General features: G+C 61.9%; 12 protein-coding genes and 3 pseudogenes. 6 read left to right on the top strand and 9 right to left on the bottom strand.

Going from position 1 to position 16,645, the window contains the following annotated elements:
• The first annotated feature begins 7 nt into the window (after positions 1-7).
• Positions 8-1,582, top strand: coding sequence for a cytochrome-c peroxidase (locus tag LMA02_RS21460; protein ID WP_416378684.1), 1,575 nt, complete (start codon positions 8-10; stop codon positions 1,580-1,582).
• Positions 1,583-1,838: 256 nt separating this feature from the next.
• On the opposite strand, the pseudogene LMA02_RS21455 reads toward LMA02_RS21460, so the two are convergent.
• From LMA02_RS21455 to LMA02_RS21440, 4 genes and pseudogenes are all read right to left on the bottom strand, one after another.
• Positions 1,839-1,949 (bottom strand): annotated as a pseudogene (locus LMA02_RS21455) (transposase domain-containing protein); the annotation flags it as partial.
• A gap of 711 nt (positions 1,950-2,660) precedes the next feature.
• Positions 2,661-2,909 (bottom strand): annotated as a pseudogene (locus LMA02_RS21450) (DDE-type integrase/transposase/recombinase); the annotation flags it as partial.
• Positions 2,882-3,706 carry a hypothetical protein gene (locus tag LMA02_RS21445; protein WP_228910098.1) on the bottom strand — a complete coding sequence of 275 codons (825 nt, stop codon included), beginning with the start codon at positions 3,704-3,706 and terminating at the stop codon, positions 2,882-2,884. The gene LMA02_RS21445 and the pseudogene LMA02_RS21450, both read right to left, overlap by 28 nt.
• Entirely contained in the window at positions 3,703-4,716 is a 1,014-nt protein-coding gene (locus tag LMA02_RS21440) for a nucleotidyltransferase (protein WP_148094368.1), read from the bottom strand. The genes LMA02_RS21445 and LMA02_RS21440 overlap by 4 nt, the downstream gene beginning before the upstream one ends.
• 552 nt (positions 4,717-5,268) lie before the next feature.
• On the opposite strand from LMA02_RS21440, the gene LMA02_RS21435 reads away from it, so the two are divergent.
• The gene (locus tag LMA02_RS21435; protein WP_228909708.1) at positions 5,269-7,035 is read left to right on the top strand and encodes a phage integrase family protein; all 1,767 of its coding nucleotides are present in this window, start codon (positions 5,269-5,271) and stop codon (positions 7,033-7,035) included.
• A gap of 433 nt (positions 7,036-7,468) precedes the next feature.
• Here LMA02_RS21435 and LMA02_RS21430 read toward each other — a convergent pair whose 3' ends face one another.
• Both LMA02_RS21430 and LMA02_RS35595 read right to left on the bottom strand, forming a co-directional pair.
• Positions 7,469-7,915, bottom strand: coding sequence for a hypothetical protein (locus LMA02_RS21430; RefSeq protein WP_175663608.1), 447 nt, complete (start codon positions 7,913-7,915; stop codon positions 7,469-7,471).
• Positions 7,912-8,205 (bottom strand): SPFH domain-containing protein, encoded by a 294-nt coding sequence (locus tag LMA02_RS35595; protein ID WP_407045216.1) that lies wholly within the window; start codon positions 8,203-8,205, stop codon positions 7,912-7,914. Before LMA02_RS35595 ends, LMA02_RS21430 begins: the two co-directional genes overlap by 4 nt.
• 853 nt (positions 8,206-9,058) lie before the next feature.
• Between LMA02_RS35595 and LMA02_RS21420 the strand changes: the two are divergent.
• The 4 genes and pseudogenes from LMA02_RS21420 (at position 9,059) to LMA02_RS21405 (ending at position 12,623) form a co-directional block, all read left to right on the top strand.
• Positions 9,059-11,057: pseudogene (locus tag LMA02_RS21420) on the top strand (AI-2E family transporter).
• Positions 11,058-11,187: 130 nt separating this feature from the next.
• Complete coding sequence (locus LMA02_RS21415) at positions 11,188-11,427, top strand: hypothetical protein (RefSeq protein WP_228909707.1); 240 nt, start codon at positions 11,188-11,190, stop codon at positions 11,425-11,427.
• Positions 11,428-11,500: 73 nt separating this feature from the next.
• Positions 11,501-11,800, top strand: coding sequence for a hypothetical protein (locus tag LMA02_RS21410; protein ID WP_228909706.1), 300 nt, complete (start codon positions 11,501-11,503; stop codon positions 11,798-11,800).
• A 271-nt stretch (positions 11,801-12,071) separates the two neighbouring features.
• Positions 12,072-12,623, top strand: a complete 552-nt coding sequence (locus LMA02_RS21405; RefSeq protein ID WP_012365732.1) for a DUF1003 domain-containing protein — start codon at positions 12,072-12,074, stop codon at positions 12,621-12,623.
• 227 nt (positions 12,624-12,850) lie between these two features.
• On the opposite strand, the gene LMA02_RS21400 is transcribed toward LMA02_RS21405, so the two are convergent.
• From LMA02_RS21400 to LMA02_RS21390, 3 genes are all read right to left on the bottom strand, one after another.
• Positions 12,851-15,226, bottom strand: coding sequence for a GGDEF domain-containing protein (locus LMA02_RS21400; protein WP_228909705.1), 2,376 nt, complete (start codon positions 15,224-15,226; stop codon positions 12,851-12,853).
• A gap of 616 nt (positions 15,227-15,842) precedes the next feature.
• Positions 15,843-16,079 (bottom strand): hypothetical protein, encoded by a 237-nt coding sequence (locus LMA02_RS21395; protein ID WP_175663605.1) that lies wholly within the window; start codon positions 16,077-16,079, stop codon positions 15,843-15,845.
• A 271-nt stretch (positions 16,080-16,350) separates the two neighbouring features.
• Positions 16,351-16,593, bottom strand: a complete 243-nt coding sequence (locus tag LMA02_RS21390; protein WP_175663604.1) for a hypothetical protein — start codon at positions 16,591-16,593, stop codon at positions 16,351-16,353.
• Positions 16,594-16,645: the final 52 nt, after the last annotated feature.

The raw sequence follows: 16,645 nt of genomic DNA, 5'->3' as shown, positions 1-16,645 counted from the left end.
TGACGGTTTGACGGGTTTGACAGATTCGGGCGGCCGCCGGCGACGGATGGCCGGATCGCCGAAGCGGCCGGTTTCGTCGGCCGCCTGTGCCGAGCGTTCGGTTTGCGCTTCGGTGTCGGTGACCGGCAGCGCCGGGCGTTCGGCTTCCGCTTCGGTTTCGTCGGCCGCCTGCGCCGTGCGTTCGGTTTGCGCTTCGGTGTCGGTGACCGGCAGCGGCCGCACGGTACGCGTGCTTGCCGCCGCCGTGCTCGCCGGCGCGGCGCTCGCGGCCCATGCCGCGCCGTCCGAAACGGTCCTGCTCCCCGGCGCCCCACCGTCGCGCGTCGTCGACACGATCGGCAACGGCACGCCGCAGGTGACCGGCAAGGTCGACGCGGCGACCGCCCGCTTCGCGCCCGACCCGACGCTCGTCGCGCTCGGCCGCCGGATCTTCTTCGATCCGCGGCTGTCCGAGCCGCGCGGCATGTCGTGCGCGGGCTGCCACGATCCGGGGCGTGCATTCGCGCCGACGCTGTCGGCCGCTTCGCTCGCGGGGCCCGGCGTGCCGGAAGGCAGCCGCCACGGACGCTTCAGCCAGCGCAATGCGCCATCGCTGCTCTACGTGCGCTACGTGCCGCGCCGCCACTTCTACCAGGACGACGATGCGCCCGCACCGTCGCCATTCGGCGGGCTTTTCAGCGACGGCCGCGCCGACACGCTCGCCGAACAGATCCGTGGGCCGCTGTTCGATCCGAACGAGATGAACAACCGGTCGCCGGCCGCGCTGCTGCGCAAGGTCGACGGCATCGAACTGGCGGGCGATCTGGCCGCGCGCTTCGGCGCGTCGGTGCGGCGCGATCCCGAGCAATTGGTGCGCGCGCTGGGGTCGGCCGTCGAGGCCTATCTGCAGAGCGACGACATGGCGCCGTTCACGTCGCGCTTCGACGCATTCCTGCGCACCCGCAAGCCGCTCGCGCCGGCCGAGATGCGCGGGCTGGCGCTGTTCCGCAATCCCGACAAGGGCAACTGCATGAGCTGCCACACGCTGTCGGAGACGTCGAGCCGGCCGGAGCGCTCGCTCTTCACCGATTTCGGCTACGACGCGATCGCCGTGCCGCGCAATCGCGCGCTGCCCGCGAACCGCGATCCGCGCCATTTCGACAACGGCCTGTGCGACACGGCCACGCGGCTGCGCTGGCCCGAGCCGACGCAATGGTGCGGCTACCTGCGCACGCCGGGGCTGCGCAACGTCGCGATCAAGCAGACGTTCATGCACAACGGCGTGTTCACGACGCTGCGCGATGCGGTCGCGTTCTACAACACGCGCTCGACCGACCCCGGCTACTGGTATCACGGCGCCAGAACGTTCGACGACGTGCCGGCCGCCTATCGCGGCAACATCAACGTCAATTCGACGCCGATGAACCGCCGTCCGGGCACGCCGCCCGCGCTGACCGACGCGGAAATCGACGACATCGTCGCGTTCCTCGGCACGCTGACCGACGCGCGCTACGCGAATCTCGCCCCGGCCGTCCCGCCCGCGGCGCCTGCCGCCCGGACCACCGGATCCCCGGCCGCCCGCCTCGCCGCGCCGGCGCGCTGACCCTGGCCGAACGGCCAGGTGTTGAGGTAACCATAAAACTTCCGAGGGATTCCCCACTTAACTTCCGCTGCGCGCCTCGATATCTGCAATAGAACCAGTTCCATCCGGCGAACGATTCCCCAAATAGCTTCCGTGTATCGCTTCCTTGAACCATAAAACTTCCACGGGAAATATTGAGCCTGCGCTGCCCGTGATTTCCTGTTCGAACCGCGGCCCCTTGACGGTACGGCCAGCCAACGCGTCTTGACGAGCGAGTTTAGGCGGCGGTCGAGAGAGGCTGCCAGCGATGCGGCGGCAGCGCGTCGATGTCGCTGGCCTTGTGGGTCGGCAATCGTGTGAGGACGTCCTTCAGATAGGCGAGCGGATCGAGCCGACCCCATCCGATAAAATCGTCCCCCTTTCCCTGGTCTGCCCCTTGACGCGAATACGTCAGCCCTAGGGGTTCGGATAACCGATTGATCAGCCGACAAGCTGCACAACCATCTCCCGCTCCCATTGAAACGCCGTCATGAACCCACCGAGGTCGCCCACGATTCCATCTCAGATCGCGAGTCGAATCGGGTCTGTAATCAACTCACGAGTTGAGTCGAAGAAGGCCCGCAATCGCTTAGCATCACGTTCCCCGGGGCCGCGCACAAACGTCTGCGGAATTCCGCGACGAACCCAAAGTTGGCCAGGAGATGCTGTCGTGGCCAAAAGTTCTATGATGAATTTCGTATGCAATATCATGGACTTGCAATCAGGGGCGTATCGTAAGTCAATGTAAACTGACGTCGAAAATCAATGTAAAAGCCTTGCCCCGCCAAGATAAATTTGGCGGTGCACTACAAGATCAATCTCTTGGTCACCATTGATGATGGCACCGGCGTGGACGAAAGATGCGAGGAACCGCAACCCCTGATCCAGGAATAAGGCTTTCCTTAGCGCAAACCGGCACTTTAGCTGCACAGCTAAAGTGCCGGTTTGCGGATCGTGATCAGCGGATATTGAGGCAGATCTAGCCGCGCGCACGCAACTCGCGCAGCAGCGCCGGCGCGGCGATGATCTCGGGTGCTGCGGCGCTCATGCGCTCGAGGATGCCCGCCTGAATCAACTTCAGTGTGACGCCGTTCGCATACGCCCACTGGTCAAGCGCGCGGCTCGTAAATTCGGGTCCCTGGTCTGTTCGCACCGCCTTGGGATAGCCACGGAAGCGAGCTGCACGGTCCAATGCCCGAGCGACATACAAACCTGAGATGCCATGGTCGACGACGATGTCGACAGCCTCTTTCGTGAAGTCGTCGACGACGGTCAGGCACTTCACGCGCCGGCCGTTGGAAAGCGCATCCCCACCAATGAGCGGCCGCCATCGGCTCGCGGGACAGTCACCAGCAACGCTATTTGTTTCGGGCCGCCCTTCGACGGTCCAAACAACTGGGCCCACAGTTGCAGTTGTGTCACGGAAAGCTTGGCCCGAACCGCTTCGATAAAGTCGGCGTCAACTTTCCCAGGATTCTCCGGCGGTAGCGGAAAGTCATCCAAGTGAAGGTACAACGCTCGCTTTGTCGCAAGGTTCTCGCCGTAGAATTCGGGCGGAAGTGGTTGATTTTGGTCGGCAAAATACCACTTGGGCTGCTTCCCCCGCGCATTCAGGTACGCCGAAATAAGCCGCTCCTTGCCATCCGGTTCGAAGGCCGCGCGACCGCGCAGTGTCTCGGGCATGCTGGCCCAGTATCCCTCGAGCTCGTTGAAGAACTCGTCTCTACCTGCGACAGCATCAGTGGCTGATTTTTCAAGCAGGTCGTATGCAGCCAAGAGCGTGTACGCGACGATGTCAGCACGTCGGTCAGGATCAATGGACAGTCCCTGTCCATCGTTCACGCAGATGATGCAGGAATACGAGACGTGCGCCAGAAGTCCAGCCGGCGAAACCAGGGAGACACGCGGCAATCTCAACAAGGTTTCTGTGCAGTCGATGCTGATGTCCCAAGTACGTGTTGCGCCATATAACCGGACAGCAAGGTGTCCGTCTGAGGCACAGGCGAGGCGAATGGGCGGCACCAACCTGCGCTCGACGCATTGCGTCTCGACGACTAGAAAGCACGCGTCCACCTTCTCTTGTGCAGCGGACACAGTCGCAGTCACGCAGAATTTCCCGTGCTAATGACCGGGGCAGCGACGGCCTTTGCGGTCTCCGCCTTCTCTGGAATTTTGAAATCTTCACCAAACTGCTTCGTCAGCAGCTTGCAAGCGTCCTCCGGTAGATCCTCGTCATATGCGTCACTCAGCGCGTCGCGCAATCCTTCGAGTTTCTCCTTGAATGTGCTCATTTGCCCTTTGGTCATCCACGCCATCAGGTCGTTGTACGGGGTCACCGGTAACGAGACCTTCAACCGCTCGTGCCAACCGTCATCGTTGGTGTAGACATTTCCAAAGCGTGACAGCATGGCCTTGATCCAATCGAGGAGTGCCAGCAGGTCAGTAGGTTTGCCCGACGTTTCAAACCGTGGTCTAAACCACTCCTTCGCCGCCACGGTGAGTGCGATGCTGAGCGGCGCGCCTCCATTGCGAAAATGGACGTTGCGCCAGCGCTTGATATAGCGAATGCACCGACGATACTGTGCTAGCTCGCTCGAGTCCTTGAACGCGGTGCAGATGATCTCAGTTAGCCTCTTCGGATCCGACGCATCCCAAACTCGGAAGCTATCGCCCGAGTTCTCTTTGCCCTTGGCCAAGTCGAGCAATCCGTCATCACGCTTGGTATAAATGGCCAAGTCGACGTGGTACTCCGGCTTGTCGCCGCGCATGTAGTTGACGGTCACGCACGGGCGCCGGATAGCGACCGTGCGTCCGTTCGAGTCGAGCGCATCACGGACCTTCTTCTTAAGTTCCACTGGGTCGGGGTACTTGTCCCGCTTGCAATCGAAAACGAGCCCAACGTCGATGTCGTAGTTCTGATCGAGCGGCACGATCCCGGTGTGCATCGAGTAGCTACCCTGATTGAAGTTCTCGAAGGACGGGACGTCATCCCCGAGGCTGGCCCGCAACGTCCTAAGCAGCGTCTCGCGTTTTTCGCGAAGCTTCGCCTTCTCATCATCATCGTCGAGCTTGATGTTCGCGTGGAAATCTTCGAATTGCTTTTGTATCGCGGGCATCTTGGATTCCTTGTTGTCAGAACAGAGCCAGGCCACAGCAGCCGCGAACAGTCCCAAGCCAATTAGGGGGTGCATTAATTTCCAGCGATTTCGCGGTCGTCACAACTATTTTTGAGGAAGGACGCCCGTCCCCCACTCAAATGGGATTTCGGGCCGGGAGATCGATAGCCATTCAAACGTGCCGTTCGAAGCACGTCCACTGGTTGCTATGCACTCAAAATGGACGTGATCATAGACAACCGCCCTTATGACCACTATATATCGCGTCACAACCAACATCAAACACAATATATAGCGCTTGCCCGCAAACGTTTGCCGTAATTTCGGAGTCGCCGACTGAAATTCCCCCGTTGCTTGCATTACCGACTCCCAGCTTGCAAGTAGCGTGCGGCGGCCGAATGCATTTAGGGTTGCGCTTCGGCCGAGGCTGGGAAAACGCCATTCCAGGACTGAACCCGACTGAGCGACGCTGCCCGCAGTGGATGCTCAATCGATTGGTTTGCGATAAATAGTCTTATCGTGAGTGCTCTCCCAGCGACCTAAACTGGGTTCATGAGCACCACCCCTGCCTCCTCCGCAGGATCGGACGACGGAAATTTCGCCGCGACAGCCCTGCCCGACCTCGCTTCGTTGGCCGCCCTGCGCGCCTGGCATGAAGGGCTCACCGCGCGCGCCGCCGTCACGCGCTACCTCGACCATGTCCGCGACGACGGCCAGTCCTCACGCGGCCTGCTGGGCCGCATCCGCCGCCAGCTCGTCGCATGCGCGATCGCCCGCCAGCGCGATGACCTGATCCCGCTGTTCACCCATCCGGCTGCAGACCGCACCCGTCATGTGGCGCAACTCGTCTCCGCGCTCGACGCCCTGTGCTCCACCCCCATCCCCGCGCCACAGCCGGCCGACCCGGTACACCGCTGGGTGCCGCCACGCATCGCGCGCGCACTTGCCGCAGCCGACATCGACTCCTTCGCCGACCTGCTGGTGCGGATCGCCCACCGCCGGGGCTGGTGGCATCCGATACCGGGACTGGGGCGCCAGGGTGCGAACCGCGTCGAAACCTTTGTCGCGGCGCACCCGGACCTGAGCCGGCGGGCCGCCTCGCTGGCTCCTTACGAGGCCGTGACCGCTCAGTCGGTCCCGCGATGGTCCCTGGATGCGCTGCCCACCGACCTCGACGGTTCGCGGGGACGCTTCCGCGCCCCGCGCGATGGCTGCGGGCTCGCCGCGACCAACGATTACCAGGCGATCGAGGCGTGGCTCGCGCTGCACGAGTCCCTCCACACCGCCCGCGCGTACCGGCGCGAGGCCGAACGGCTGTTGCTGTGGGCCATTGTCGAGCGCCGCCAGCCCCTCTCGTCACTGACCACCGACGATGCGATCGCCTATCGCGCCTTTCTGCGGCATCCAACGCCCCACGCCCGCTGGACCGGGCCGCCGCGCCCACGTACCACATCCGCCTGGCGTCCGTTCGCAGGACCTCTGACGGCGCGGTCAACCGCCTATGCGCTGGCAGTCCTGCGCGCGCTGTTCGGGTGGCTCATAAGCCAGCACTATGTCGTGCTCAATCCCTTCGCGGGGGTAACGGTGCGCGGCGGCGCCACCCGCGCGCCGTTCGATGTCGGCCGGGCGCTGACCGATCGTGAGTGGAACATCGTGAGGGCCGCAGCCGACCGTCTCGAGCGGACCGGCTGGACCGCCCCGGCCGCGGAACGGCTGCGTTTTGTACTGGACTTCGGCGTCGCGACCGGATTGCGTGCACAGGAGCTGGTGGTCACGACGCTGGGCGACATCGCGGCCGATGCTCGGGGCATGTTGTGGCTCGAGGTGACCGGCAAAGGCGCGAGGTCCGGACGCGTAGCCCTGCCGCCGCTCGCGCGCGATGCATTGGGGCGCACGCTGAAGGCGCGGGGCCTGCCCGTCATGCGTGCTCGCTGGCAGCCGACCACCCCGTTGGTGGCCGCTCTCACTGCGGAACATCGTGCGGAACGCCACACCGGTATCAGCGCGGCGCGGTTGCGGCAAGTGTTAGGTGAGTTTTTTCGGGAGGCGGCCGAGCGCGTGAACGCCCGTCATCCGGCGCTCGCCGAGAAGCTACGGCACGCCAGCCCCCACTGGCTACGTCACACCCATGCCACCCACGCGCTGGACGCCGGCGTCGAACTGGTCGTCGTGCGTGACAACTTGCGCCACGCGTCAGTGGCCACCACCTCGACCTATCTCCATGGGGAAGAGGCGAAACGCGCGCGACAAGTCGGCGCAGCCTTCCGGCGTCCACAGCGTGGATCGTGTCGCCAGTACCTTTCCCGCCCGGCCCGGTAGTCGTATGAGCCCTCTAGCATGCCAGCCGTCAAAAACACGACACCTGTAAATAGCCAGAACACGACATCAGGATATGGCTGCACATATTAAAAAGCGTCAGTGTTAATTATGTAAAATCGATGAATAATGCAAACCATGTGGCTCCATGACGCGCCGTATGGGACTCGGGCATTGACACCGGCAACCAGATCTCGGTGAACAATCTCTCGTGGACAGATCGCACGTCGTTGACGCTGTCGATTGTACCGTCCCACGACCCACCGGCGTGTTCTGGTGCGCGTTTCGCTCGACGACGATGGCCGAGTTTGCGATCTAAAGTTTCAGCGCAGTTGCGGCGACCCCGCGCGTGACGGACGGTGCTCCATGCAATCGCCGTCAAGCGTTTCCCCACGTGACATCAAGCACCGTTAGCGCGGCTTGTGCGGCGCTAGTCTCAGGGCCTTGCGCAGACGATGGCGGTGAGAATGAACGGAATGACCTGATGCGCGACGGCCTTGCTGCCCGCAAGCCGAGAATGCTCCTCGACCGACTCGATCGGCGCCTTGACGACGACGCCGTAAATCGAGCCCGGCAGAGGGTGGCCGCTTCCTTGCCTGAACAGCGCGTCATACTGCTCATAGGCGAAAACGGCATAGACGTTGAAGCCGAACACCGTTAGCGCGGCGTCCCTTGTAGGCCGGAATGCGTTGATCGAATTCTCTTCGACCCGCATCGGATCGCGATCGATATAGCCGTGATTCAACAGGCGCACGATGAACGCGTGCGCGTTGGTTTTACAGTCGAACTGAGCGTCTAGCGCATACGCGTGGCTCGGCGCGGGGGCAAGCCAGACTCCGCCCGCAAAGAATGCGGCCAGTGCATTGAGGAGGATTTTTCTCATGGCAGTTTGCGCGAACCTGATAGGTCCGCCGTGCTAGTCATCCGTACCACATGCCCCGGTTGGACAGGCACGCTCCAATCCGCGATCATTCTACCGATCTTGTCGCGCAGGTGCATGCCGACCGTCTTGCGATCCGACAACAGCGAGGCTGACATCGACGCCCCGATCATCTTTCGCACCGAGGCTTGCGCAACGCGCTCGATGGCTTGCCGGTAGTCGGTAATGGCGAGCGTGGCCTTCTGCGCGTCATGGACGTGCCAGAAGATGGCGGCGTCGACATTGACGGGCACGTGTCCTTGGTCGGCGCTTGTTCGGTGTTGAAGGAGGTGGTTTGAATGCGTTCTTCGGTGGCCGCGTCTACATTGTCGGGGATCGTGATGCGCATGAAAAAACCGGCACCCTCGACGCTCTGCCGCTTTCCGATCCGCAGGATCACGAATTTTTCCCACACGTTGGCGCCCCGCACGGACAGCGCGATGACGACGGCGATGATGAAGAGGAGGACCGCGGGGGTACAGGTTGTCCCACGCGCCGACAGCGAATGCCGCGGCGACAAGCGCGGCGCATAGAACCCGTGTGGTGGCATTCACGGTGGCGTTCCGTTTCGGTGACGACGGCCCGGCCGTAAGCGATGTAACGCGTCGCATCCCGAGTCGTCCTGCGCGCTCTGGCCACTGGGACCCCGGCGCTTGATCCGAACGTGCGCCCGATCGCCGGGCAAATCGGTACGCTGCCGTACCCGGATCGTGCGTGTGAACGACGGGGCGTCACGAAACGCGTTCCGAAGACTGTTTCCTCCCGTACCCACTCACCGGGCTCCGCGATGCACGAAGCATCGCTGCACCGTTCAGTATCTTCACCGGGCACGCGAATGCCGCACGGCAACTAAACCCGACCCAGCCCGGCCACAGATTGCGGGGCTCCGCAACCGGCCAGCCGTCGAGCACGGCTCCCGGGTGCCCCATCGTGCCGCGGGGCTAACGAGAAGTGGCACTGCCCGAAGCGGGTACGGCACCGTACCGACTTCAAGCCAGGCTGCGAGCAACGTATGCCGTACGCTTCGATTTTCGGCCTGCATGGGGTGCATTCGCACCGGTCCGAAAGCACCCACCGGAATGGACTATATCGCGGGCATTAGCCGTCATGTTCGATTTCAAGGAGTCGCGCCCCGCGAGACCATCGGCGCGCATCAAGCCTCCTGAGACACCAGGCGTGGAGGGCTTGATTACGCTCGCCGTTGGCGTCACGGTCGTCGCTGCGCTCTATTTCGCGCGCGAGATCCTGATCCCGGTCACGCTAGCGATTCTGCTCAGCTTCCTGGTCGCTCCGCTGGCCAATCTTCTTGGCCGCATCAGGCTTGGCCATGTGGTCTCGGTTCTCCTTGCGGTGACGATGTCGCTCTCGGTGATCGTCGTGATCGGGGCGGTGATCGCCGCCCAGATCACGGATCTCGCTGTTGATATCCCCCGTTATCAGGCGAGTATCGACAAAAAGATCGATGCCGTGCATGGACTCACGGTTGAAAAATTGAACCGGCTGGCAAGTGCTGCTGGCCAGGCGCTTCAACGGGCAACCGTTGACCCGCCGAAAGCGATACGCGAATCTGCTTCATCATCCGCCGGCTCCCAACCGCCTATGGCGCTTCCCGTCGAGGTGCGCGAGCCAGCCCAGACACCATTCCAGCTTGCACGGCGCATACTGTCTCCCGTCGTCAGTCCACTTGAGACGGCCTTCATCGTATTTATCGTCACCATCGTCATTCTGTTGCAACGTGATGATCTTCGGGATCGCACTATCCGGTTGTTTGGCTCGAGAGATCTGCATCGGACCACCACCGCAATGGACGAGGCCGCACGGCGCCTCAGCCGATATTTCGTTTCGCAACTCGGCGTAAACGCAGGCGTGGGCATCGTAATCGGGATCGGGCTGTCCATTATTGGCGTACCGGGCCCAGTGCTGTGGGGGATTCTGGCCGCGCTGTTGCGTCTTGTTCCCTACGTCGGAATCTGGATCTCCGCCATTCTGGCTACCGCGCTCGCCGCGGCCGTCAGTCCGGAGTGGTCGATGGCGATCTGGGTCGCTGGTGCTTTTCCTGATCGTCGAGTTGCTGGTCGGTCAGGTCGTCGAGCCGCTGCTGTACGGCCATAGCACTGGCCTTTCCCCATTTTCGGTCGTCGTAGCTGCGATTTTCTGGAGCTGGATATGGGGGCCAATTGGGCTCATTCTGTCCACTCCGCTGACACTTTGCCTGCTGGTCCTCGGTCGCCACGTTACGCGGCTCGAATTTCTCGACGTGCTGCTTGGCGACCAGCCCGCGCTGACTCCGGTCGAAAACTTTTACCAGCGAGCGCTCGCCGGCGACCCGGATGACGCAATAGAGCAAGCCAGGATACTGCTTCGCGACCGGCCGCTCTCTTCCTATTACGATGAAATCGTCCTCAAGGGTTTGCAGCTTGCGGCCGACGACGTCTCGCGTGGCGGCGTATCGCCGGCACAACTGGCGCGAATCGAGACCACCGTCAACGACATCATCGAGGGTCTGGAAGGCTTCGCGGACACCGATCCGGGTACCAACGCAGCGGCGGGCAACCGGGGCGCGCTGGCGCCAGCCGCTGGCGGACAAAAGGTATCGTGCGAACCCGCGCCACATGCTGTTTCGCCCAGCATCGAAGGTCCCCCGGTTCCGCGCGCCGGCAAACAGATTCTTTGCATAGCCGGCCGGGGACCGCTCGACGAGTTGGCATCGGCCATGCTCGTCCAGCTTCTCGGCAAGCACGATCTCGATTGCCGGGTGGTCAGCCATGACGCAGCCTCGCGCGTCCGGATCGGCGGTTTGGACGTCACCGAGGTGACCGTGGTGTGTATTTTTTATCTAGGTATCGATGGAATCCCGTCCCACCTCCGTTACCTGTTGCGACGTGTACGACAACGCCTGCCGGACGCGTTGATCGTCGTTGGTCTCTGGCCGGCAGGCGATACCGATCAGTGGAGCAAGGATCTCCAGAGTGCGATCGGTGCCGATCACTATGCTACTTCGATCCGGGATATGGTCAAGGCATGCCTTGTCTCGACCGGCACGGCAAGCGCGCTCGGCCCTGAGCCACAACTTGACGGCCGTTGCAGCGTAAGGGGAATGCAGTGACAAGGGCACATGGCTGCTTGCCTTTGCAGCACAGGCACCACGATCGAATCGATACGCGCATCAATGACCTTCACGACAGGCTCAGATCACCGCGGCGCAAGAAGAACTTTGGCACAAGGTCGCGCGGGTCATGCGCGACAATGCGGGCACGATGGACGCGCTCAGACGGGCGAGAACGAGTCATGCCAACACCATGAGCGCGGTCGACGACCTCAAGTCCTATGGCCAGGTTGCCGACGTTCATGCGGACGGCATCAGAAGGCTCACCCCTGCGTTTCAGATGTTATACGACAGCATGTCCGATGCCCAGAAGAGGAATGCCGATCTGATTTTCCGGACTCACCATCGACACTCCGCGAGGAAGGGGTGATCGCGAGACACCCGCAGCGGGAAGCGGACCGGTGCCCACGTTCGGCGCTCCAGATCTCAGACAGGAGAACATCATGAAAACTCCAGAAGTACGCGTCGCGTCGGTCGGCTCGATGATGACCAGAAGCATGACGGCGGTTGGCCTGGCCTTGGCGATTGGCGGCATGTCCATGGCGTCGGCGCTCGGCGCGGACTACGGCGACTACGACGGTCAGCAGCATGGCCCGTATGACGGCTATCAGCATGATCAAAGCCAGCTACAGCAGCACCGCATGGACAACGGGTACCGGCCGCACCATGGACACCGATGGGATCACCGCGATCGGCATGCCTATCAACATCCGGACAATGTCTACCGTCGCGGCGACTACTAGGACTCCCAGGACTATGTGTACGCGCCGCCCCCAGTCGTTTATGCCCCTCAGCCCGCGCCGGGCGTCAGCCTGTTCATACCGCTCCGATTCCGGTAGCGTGCGGAATCGCACGGGACGTTGTCCGCTGAGCCGAATGGCAACGGAACCGGGACAGAACGCCGTTCGGTCTCGTTCGGTTTCCGTGCTTTCCGATTGCTGCGCCGGCAACATTTTTCCATGACGTTATTGCGGTTCCATTCCGTCCGGATTGTGCGACCGCGCGGAGGGCGACATGCACAAACCTGCCGAGCTTGCCGAAAAATTCTTCGGCATACCCTATGAATCGTTGGACGAGCGCACGAAAAATGTTGCACGCCTCATCGCGGAACGAAAGCACATAGCGAGAGACTCCACGCAAACGCTCGATGCAACGGCAACGCGCGGCCAGCGCGCAGCGGATGCCGTTGCGGCCTTCGGTGGGTCGTGGATATTCATCACGTGCTTTATTGTGGTCATGGTCGTCTGGGTCAGCCTGAATTCGCTGATTCTGGCAACGTACAGCAAGGCCTTCGACCCTTACCCGTATATCCTGCTCAACCTGTTTCTGTCGATGCTGGCAGCAATCCAGGCGCCCATTATCCTGATGGCCCAGAACCGGCAGTCATACAAGGATCGGGTGTCGGCCGAACACGATTATGAAATCAATCTGAAGGCCGAACTCGAGATCATGTTGCTCCATGAAAAATTGGACGGGTTGCGCGAGGAGCAATGGACTGAATTGCTGAACATGCAGAAGGAACAGCTGGCTGCGCTGAAGAACCTGCTCGAACCTGGCAGGACGTGAGCGATCGCACATCAGGATCGGCGGCTTCGCGACGCCCCTTCTTCTTTTCCGGCAATCGGGACGTCGATGCAAGCAATTCTTCGCGGATTGCCGCGGGTGTCGCTTGACGACCCGAACCGGCCGAACCAGCCAGTCGGCTCCAGCACCATCGATTCGCTATGCGTATCGGTTTTCGATTCTTGTCAACGGGTACCCGTGCGAAACGTGCAGCCGCGACCATCGAATGCCTACCCTTCCGGACAAGGCGCCGCGCATGGCGCGATGTGGCCTTGGCGCAGGAGTTCGCTGGCGCGAGCGGCCCCCACCGCTTCGCTGAAACGGAAGCCTTGCGCACTTGTCGCCCGATTCGTCGCAGCCAGCAGCGCACGCTGTTGCTCCGTCTCCACGCCTTGGGCAATGACTCCGATCCCGATACTGTGCGCAAAGGTGACGATGGCATGTATCGTCGCCGCACTCTCTGGATCGCTGGTTGACCGGTGGATAAGGGATCGCGCGATCTTGAGATGGTTCACGCGATAAGCCTTGACATACTCAAATGACGCGTAATTGCTACCGAAATCATCGATGGCAAGCTTCGCGCCGAGCGCATGCAGCTGCGGGAGTATGTCGCTTTGTGCCCACGACAGCCTGGCCAGTGTCGCCTCGGTCACGTCGAATTCCAGATCGGAGAGGGCAAGCTGCCACTTCGCGGCAGCTTCAGCGACATCGCGCACGAACGTTTGAGCACTCCAGAGCTCGAAGAGAGACAGATTGATCGCGATCATCAGCGGGGCCACCCCCTCGTCGCGCCACGCTCTCATTTGCCGGCACGCCTGATCCAGCACCCAGCGACCAAGCGCTGCCATGGAGCCTTCCCTCTCGGCGATCGGAATGAACACACCGGGAGCAATGAGGCCTCGCGTCGGGTGATGCCAGCGAACCAGCCCTTCCATTCCGAGAATGTTTCCGGAGGACAACTCAACCTCGGGTTGGTACTGGAGTTCCAGCTCGCCGCGATCCATCGCTCCTTTCAAGTCGTCGGCGAGTGCGACACGTTCGCGTACTTCGTGGTCCAGTTCGTCGGAATGAAAGCGGTACCGGTTGCCGCCGTGATGCTTCGCGCGGTGGAGCGCCAAATCGGTCTGCATCAGCATGGCGTCTGCTCCACTGTCGCCCTGGACGTACGCCCGGATGCCGATGCTCACCGAAATCCGCACATCGTTACCACCAAGCAGATAGGGAGCCGCCAGCGCCGCCTGGAGCTTCGCAGCCAGTGCCCCGGCGTCCGCCGGCTCGATGATCTCGCCCTGCACCACGGCAAACGCCTCGCCGCCCAACCGTGCAACCAGGTCGCTTTCCTGAACGCAATTCCCGAGGCGCTCCGCCACCTCCCGAAGCAACGGGTCGCCGATCGGATAACCCAGCCTGTCGTTGACCGGCCTGAAGCGGTCGAGAGCGACAAACAAGATCGCAAACGGCATGGTGCCATGTCGGGCCGCGGCGAAAGCGTGGCGCACCCGCGCGAGGAAGCCGGCACGATTCGCCGTTCCCGTGAGCGCGTCGGTATGAGCGAGCCGCGCGATCTTTTCCTCCGCCGCCTTGCGCTCGGCAATGTCGATGATGATCCCTTCGACTTCGATTAGCCGTCCATCCTTGTCGCGAACCGGAACATAGCGATTCTCGACACAACGGTAAGCGCCGTCGCCAGTGCGCAAGCGGAACTCGATCGAGACGCCTTCGGTGTCCTTGTCCAGTATTCGCGCCAGCGCCGCATCGACTCTGGCCTGGTCGTCCTGCGCGACAAGCTCGTTGGCCCAGACTGGCGAAGCGAGCAAGGTAGCGCGGTCGTGGCCGAACCTGGCGATGTCATGCGATATGTAGATGAGCGGAAACGACGGCACGCCGCGCAGACGGTAAAGAATGACCGGACTGTTCTGGACGATGACGTTGGCTTCGGCAAGCGCATTGATTCTTTCCTCGACGAGCTCTTCCAGGTCGCCCGTCTTGAAGGCCGCCTCTTTCGTCATCTGCCACTTCGTGGTCAGCACGCTGGCCGTCTGACGGACCTCGATGTTGTTCAATGGCTTCTTGAGAATGAGCAGCCGGTCGTCTGCGCCCAGGCGCCTGGCCAGGGTGCCCCAAGGGGTATCGGAATGCGGGCTGCATAGGGCAAACTGCAGCTTCGGATCCACTTGCCAGAGTCGCTCGATGGTCTGAAGGCAGTCCCAACCGTGCAGCATGTGCGTGTCGACAAAGGCCATCGCATAGGGTTTGTCCTCCTCCAGCGCACGCACGACCCGCTCCAGCGCGTCCCGGCCCTGATAGGCGCAATCGATCTGAAACGCCGCTCGACCGGCTGGAACCTCGCCGAACAACGGCGCCCGGGTTGCGGCCAGCGCAGTTTCGCCGTCCAGTGGGCGAGCGAGGATCTTGCGGAAATTCTGGTGCGCCGCAACGTTGTCGTTGATCACGAGGACGCGACGATTGACCGAATCGCTCTGCGCGCTCACGCAGGACCCTTGACGGTGCCAGTGGTGGGTCGAGGGCAACGGTTTCGCCTTTGCAGGCGTCATCGCACCGTGTCTGCCGGAGCGCACGCGCCTGGGCAGCCAGTGCGGTTCCATGTAAGCCCCGGCGTGAGGCCCAGACCGTGCCTCCCCCTGTCCGTGGTGAAGCCTAGATTGAAAACGCATGCCAGGTTCTCCCCGCAATCCCGGTAACGGTTGCCGCTGAATCGAACGGATCTCAAGTGTTGCGCCGACAAAAAGTGCGCCGAACACGGATAGGGACGCATCGATCCCGCCCAGCGCGATCGCATTCGTATCGAGCCGATTGGCGGCGTGGGGTCGGTCGAAGCCTCACGGTGACGGGCCGGGCCGCAGATACACGATTGCTTAGGACAGTTGGACGATTCCGGCCGCTCCACGCTTGCAGCGATGTTGGTTCAATACGTCAACGTCGACTCACCGCGGCACCGCTGTACGTCTGGCCCCGCATGTGTTGGGTCGAACTCAGCCCCAAAGATTGGCCCAATTTCGTCAGACGATCGAAGTATAGTCGCGCGCATCGATCTGACAAACTTTCGTGACCGCGAATCTCATTCGCGCTTGACGGCGAATCGACGCTCGGACGCGGTATGGTCAGGTTGGGGGCAGGTAGCCGCGCACCTGATAGACGCCGGGCACATCGCAGCAGCCGACGAAACGATGGCCACCGCTTTCCGCTGGGACGCACATGCAATCAATCAGCGGGGCCGAGCAGAACGTCAATCGCTGCCTGCCCAGCGATCTCGGCAACAAGGTATGCCCAGCGTCGGGTAAATGGGCCGTTTCGAAGCGGTATCCGATGCCCATGCGCGCCAAGTATGCCGAGATTGTCGCGCCCCTTTATCTGGAACGTGACATCGAACATATCTGGAGCGGATGCGATCAGTTGGATATCAATTTCAAATCCGCGGTACTTGATCGTGCGCTGCATGACAACCTCCGCTACTTGGAAGGAGCCTAGCATGAATGAAATACGCTTGAGATCGCCGGCGTGTGGTCAAGCACCTGCAGGACATCAGCGAGGATGATGTGGAGGACTAAGGCACGTTCGCTGGAGCGTACCAGTACGATAACGGCGAAGGCACTCAGACGGCGCGCGAGTCGTATCAGTGACTGTGGGACAGGCTGACCGCCGCGCGGGGCAATAGCAGGGACGCAAATCCGTGGGTCTGGGTCGCCGAATTCAGGAGGGTGTCTTGAGACTACTCATCCCCGAAACTTCCCTCGTCGATGAGCAAGTGGCAGTAGGCGTTAGAGGCGTCGAGGGCCAGGCTCTCAGAAATGAACATGCCAGGCACATTCATCTGCGAAATCACGGTTTCGGTTGTACCGTTCCAATGACGCCGAAGAACATCAATCGTGCTGCACCACTGGCCATTGTCGCCAAACTTTGCAGAGACTCGATAGAAATAGCCGCGATATGGCTTGAATCCGTCCAGATTCATTGCAGCCCCCTGCTCGGCCAGTGGTCATCGTAGCACGCGCCGGATACTGAGA

Origin of the sequence: Burkholderia sp. B21-005, assembly GCF_020843965.1 — a bacterium.
Classification (GTDB): domain Bacteria; phylum Pseudomonadota; class Gammaproteobacteria; order Burkholderiales; family Burkholderiaceae; genus Burkholderia; species Burkholderia ambifaria.
This window is presented reverse-complemented; position numbering and strand designations above follow the sequence as displayed.

Coding starts and splice junctions, on each gene's coding strand:
- LMA02_RS21440 (WP_148094368.1), bottom strand. CDS start 4,716: ATGCCCGCGATACAAAAGCAATTCGAAGATTTCCACGCGAACATCAAG.
- LMA02_RS21435 (WP_228909708.1), top strand. CDS start 5,269: ATGAGCACCACCCCTGCCTCCTCCGCAGGATCGGACGACGGAAATTTC.
- LMA02_RS21430 (WP_175663608.1), bottom strand. CDS start 7,915: ATGAGAAAAATCCTCCTCAATGCACTGGCCGCATTCTTTGCGGGCGGA.
- LMA02_RS21415 (WP_228909707.1), top strand. CDS start 11,188: ATGCGCGACAATGCGGGCACGATGGACGCGCTCAGACGGGCGAGAACG.
- LMA02_RS21410 (WP_228909706.1), top strand. CDS start 11,501: ATGAAAACTCCAGAAGTACGCGTCGCGTCGGTCGGCTCGATGATGACC.
- LMA02_RS21405 (WP_012365732.1), top strand. CDS start 12,072: ATGCACAAACCTGCCGAGCTTGCCGAAAAATTCTTCGGCATACCCTAT.
- LMA02_RS21400 (WP_228909705.1), bottom strand. CDS start 15,226: ATGGAACCGCACTGGCTGCCCAGGCGCGTGCGCTCCGGCAGACACGGT.
- LMA02_RS21395 (WP_175663605.1), bottom strand. CDS start 16,079: ATGCAGCGCACGATCAAGTACCGCGGATTTGAAATTGATATCCAACTG.
- LMA02_RS21390 (WP_175663604.1), bottom strand. CDS start 16,593: ATGAATCTGGACGGATTCAAGCCATATCGCGGCTATTTCTATCGAGTC.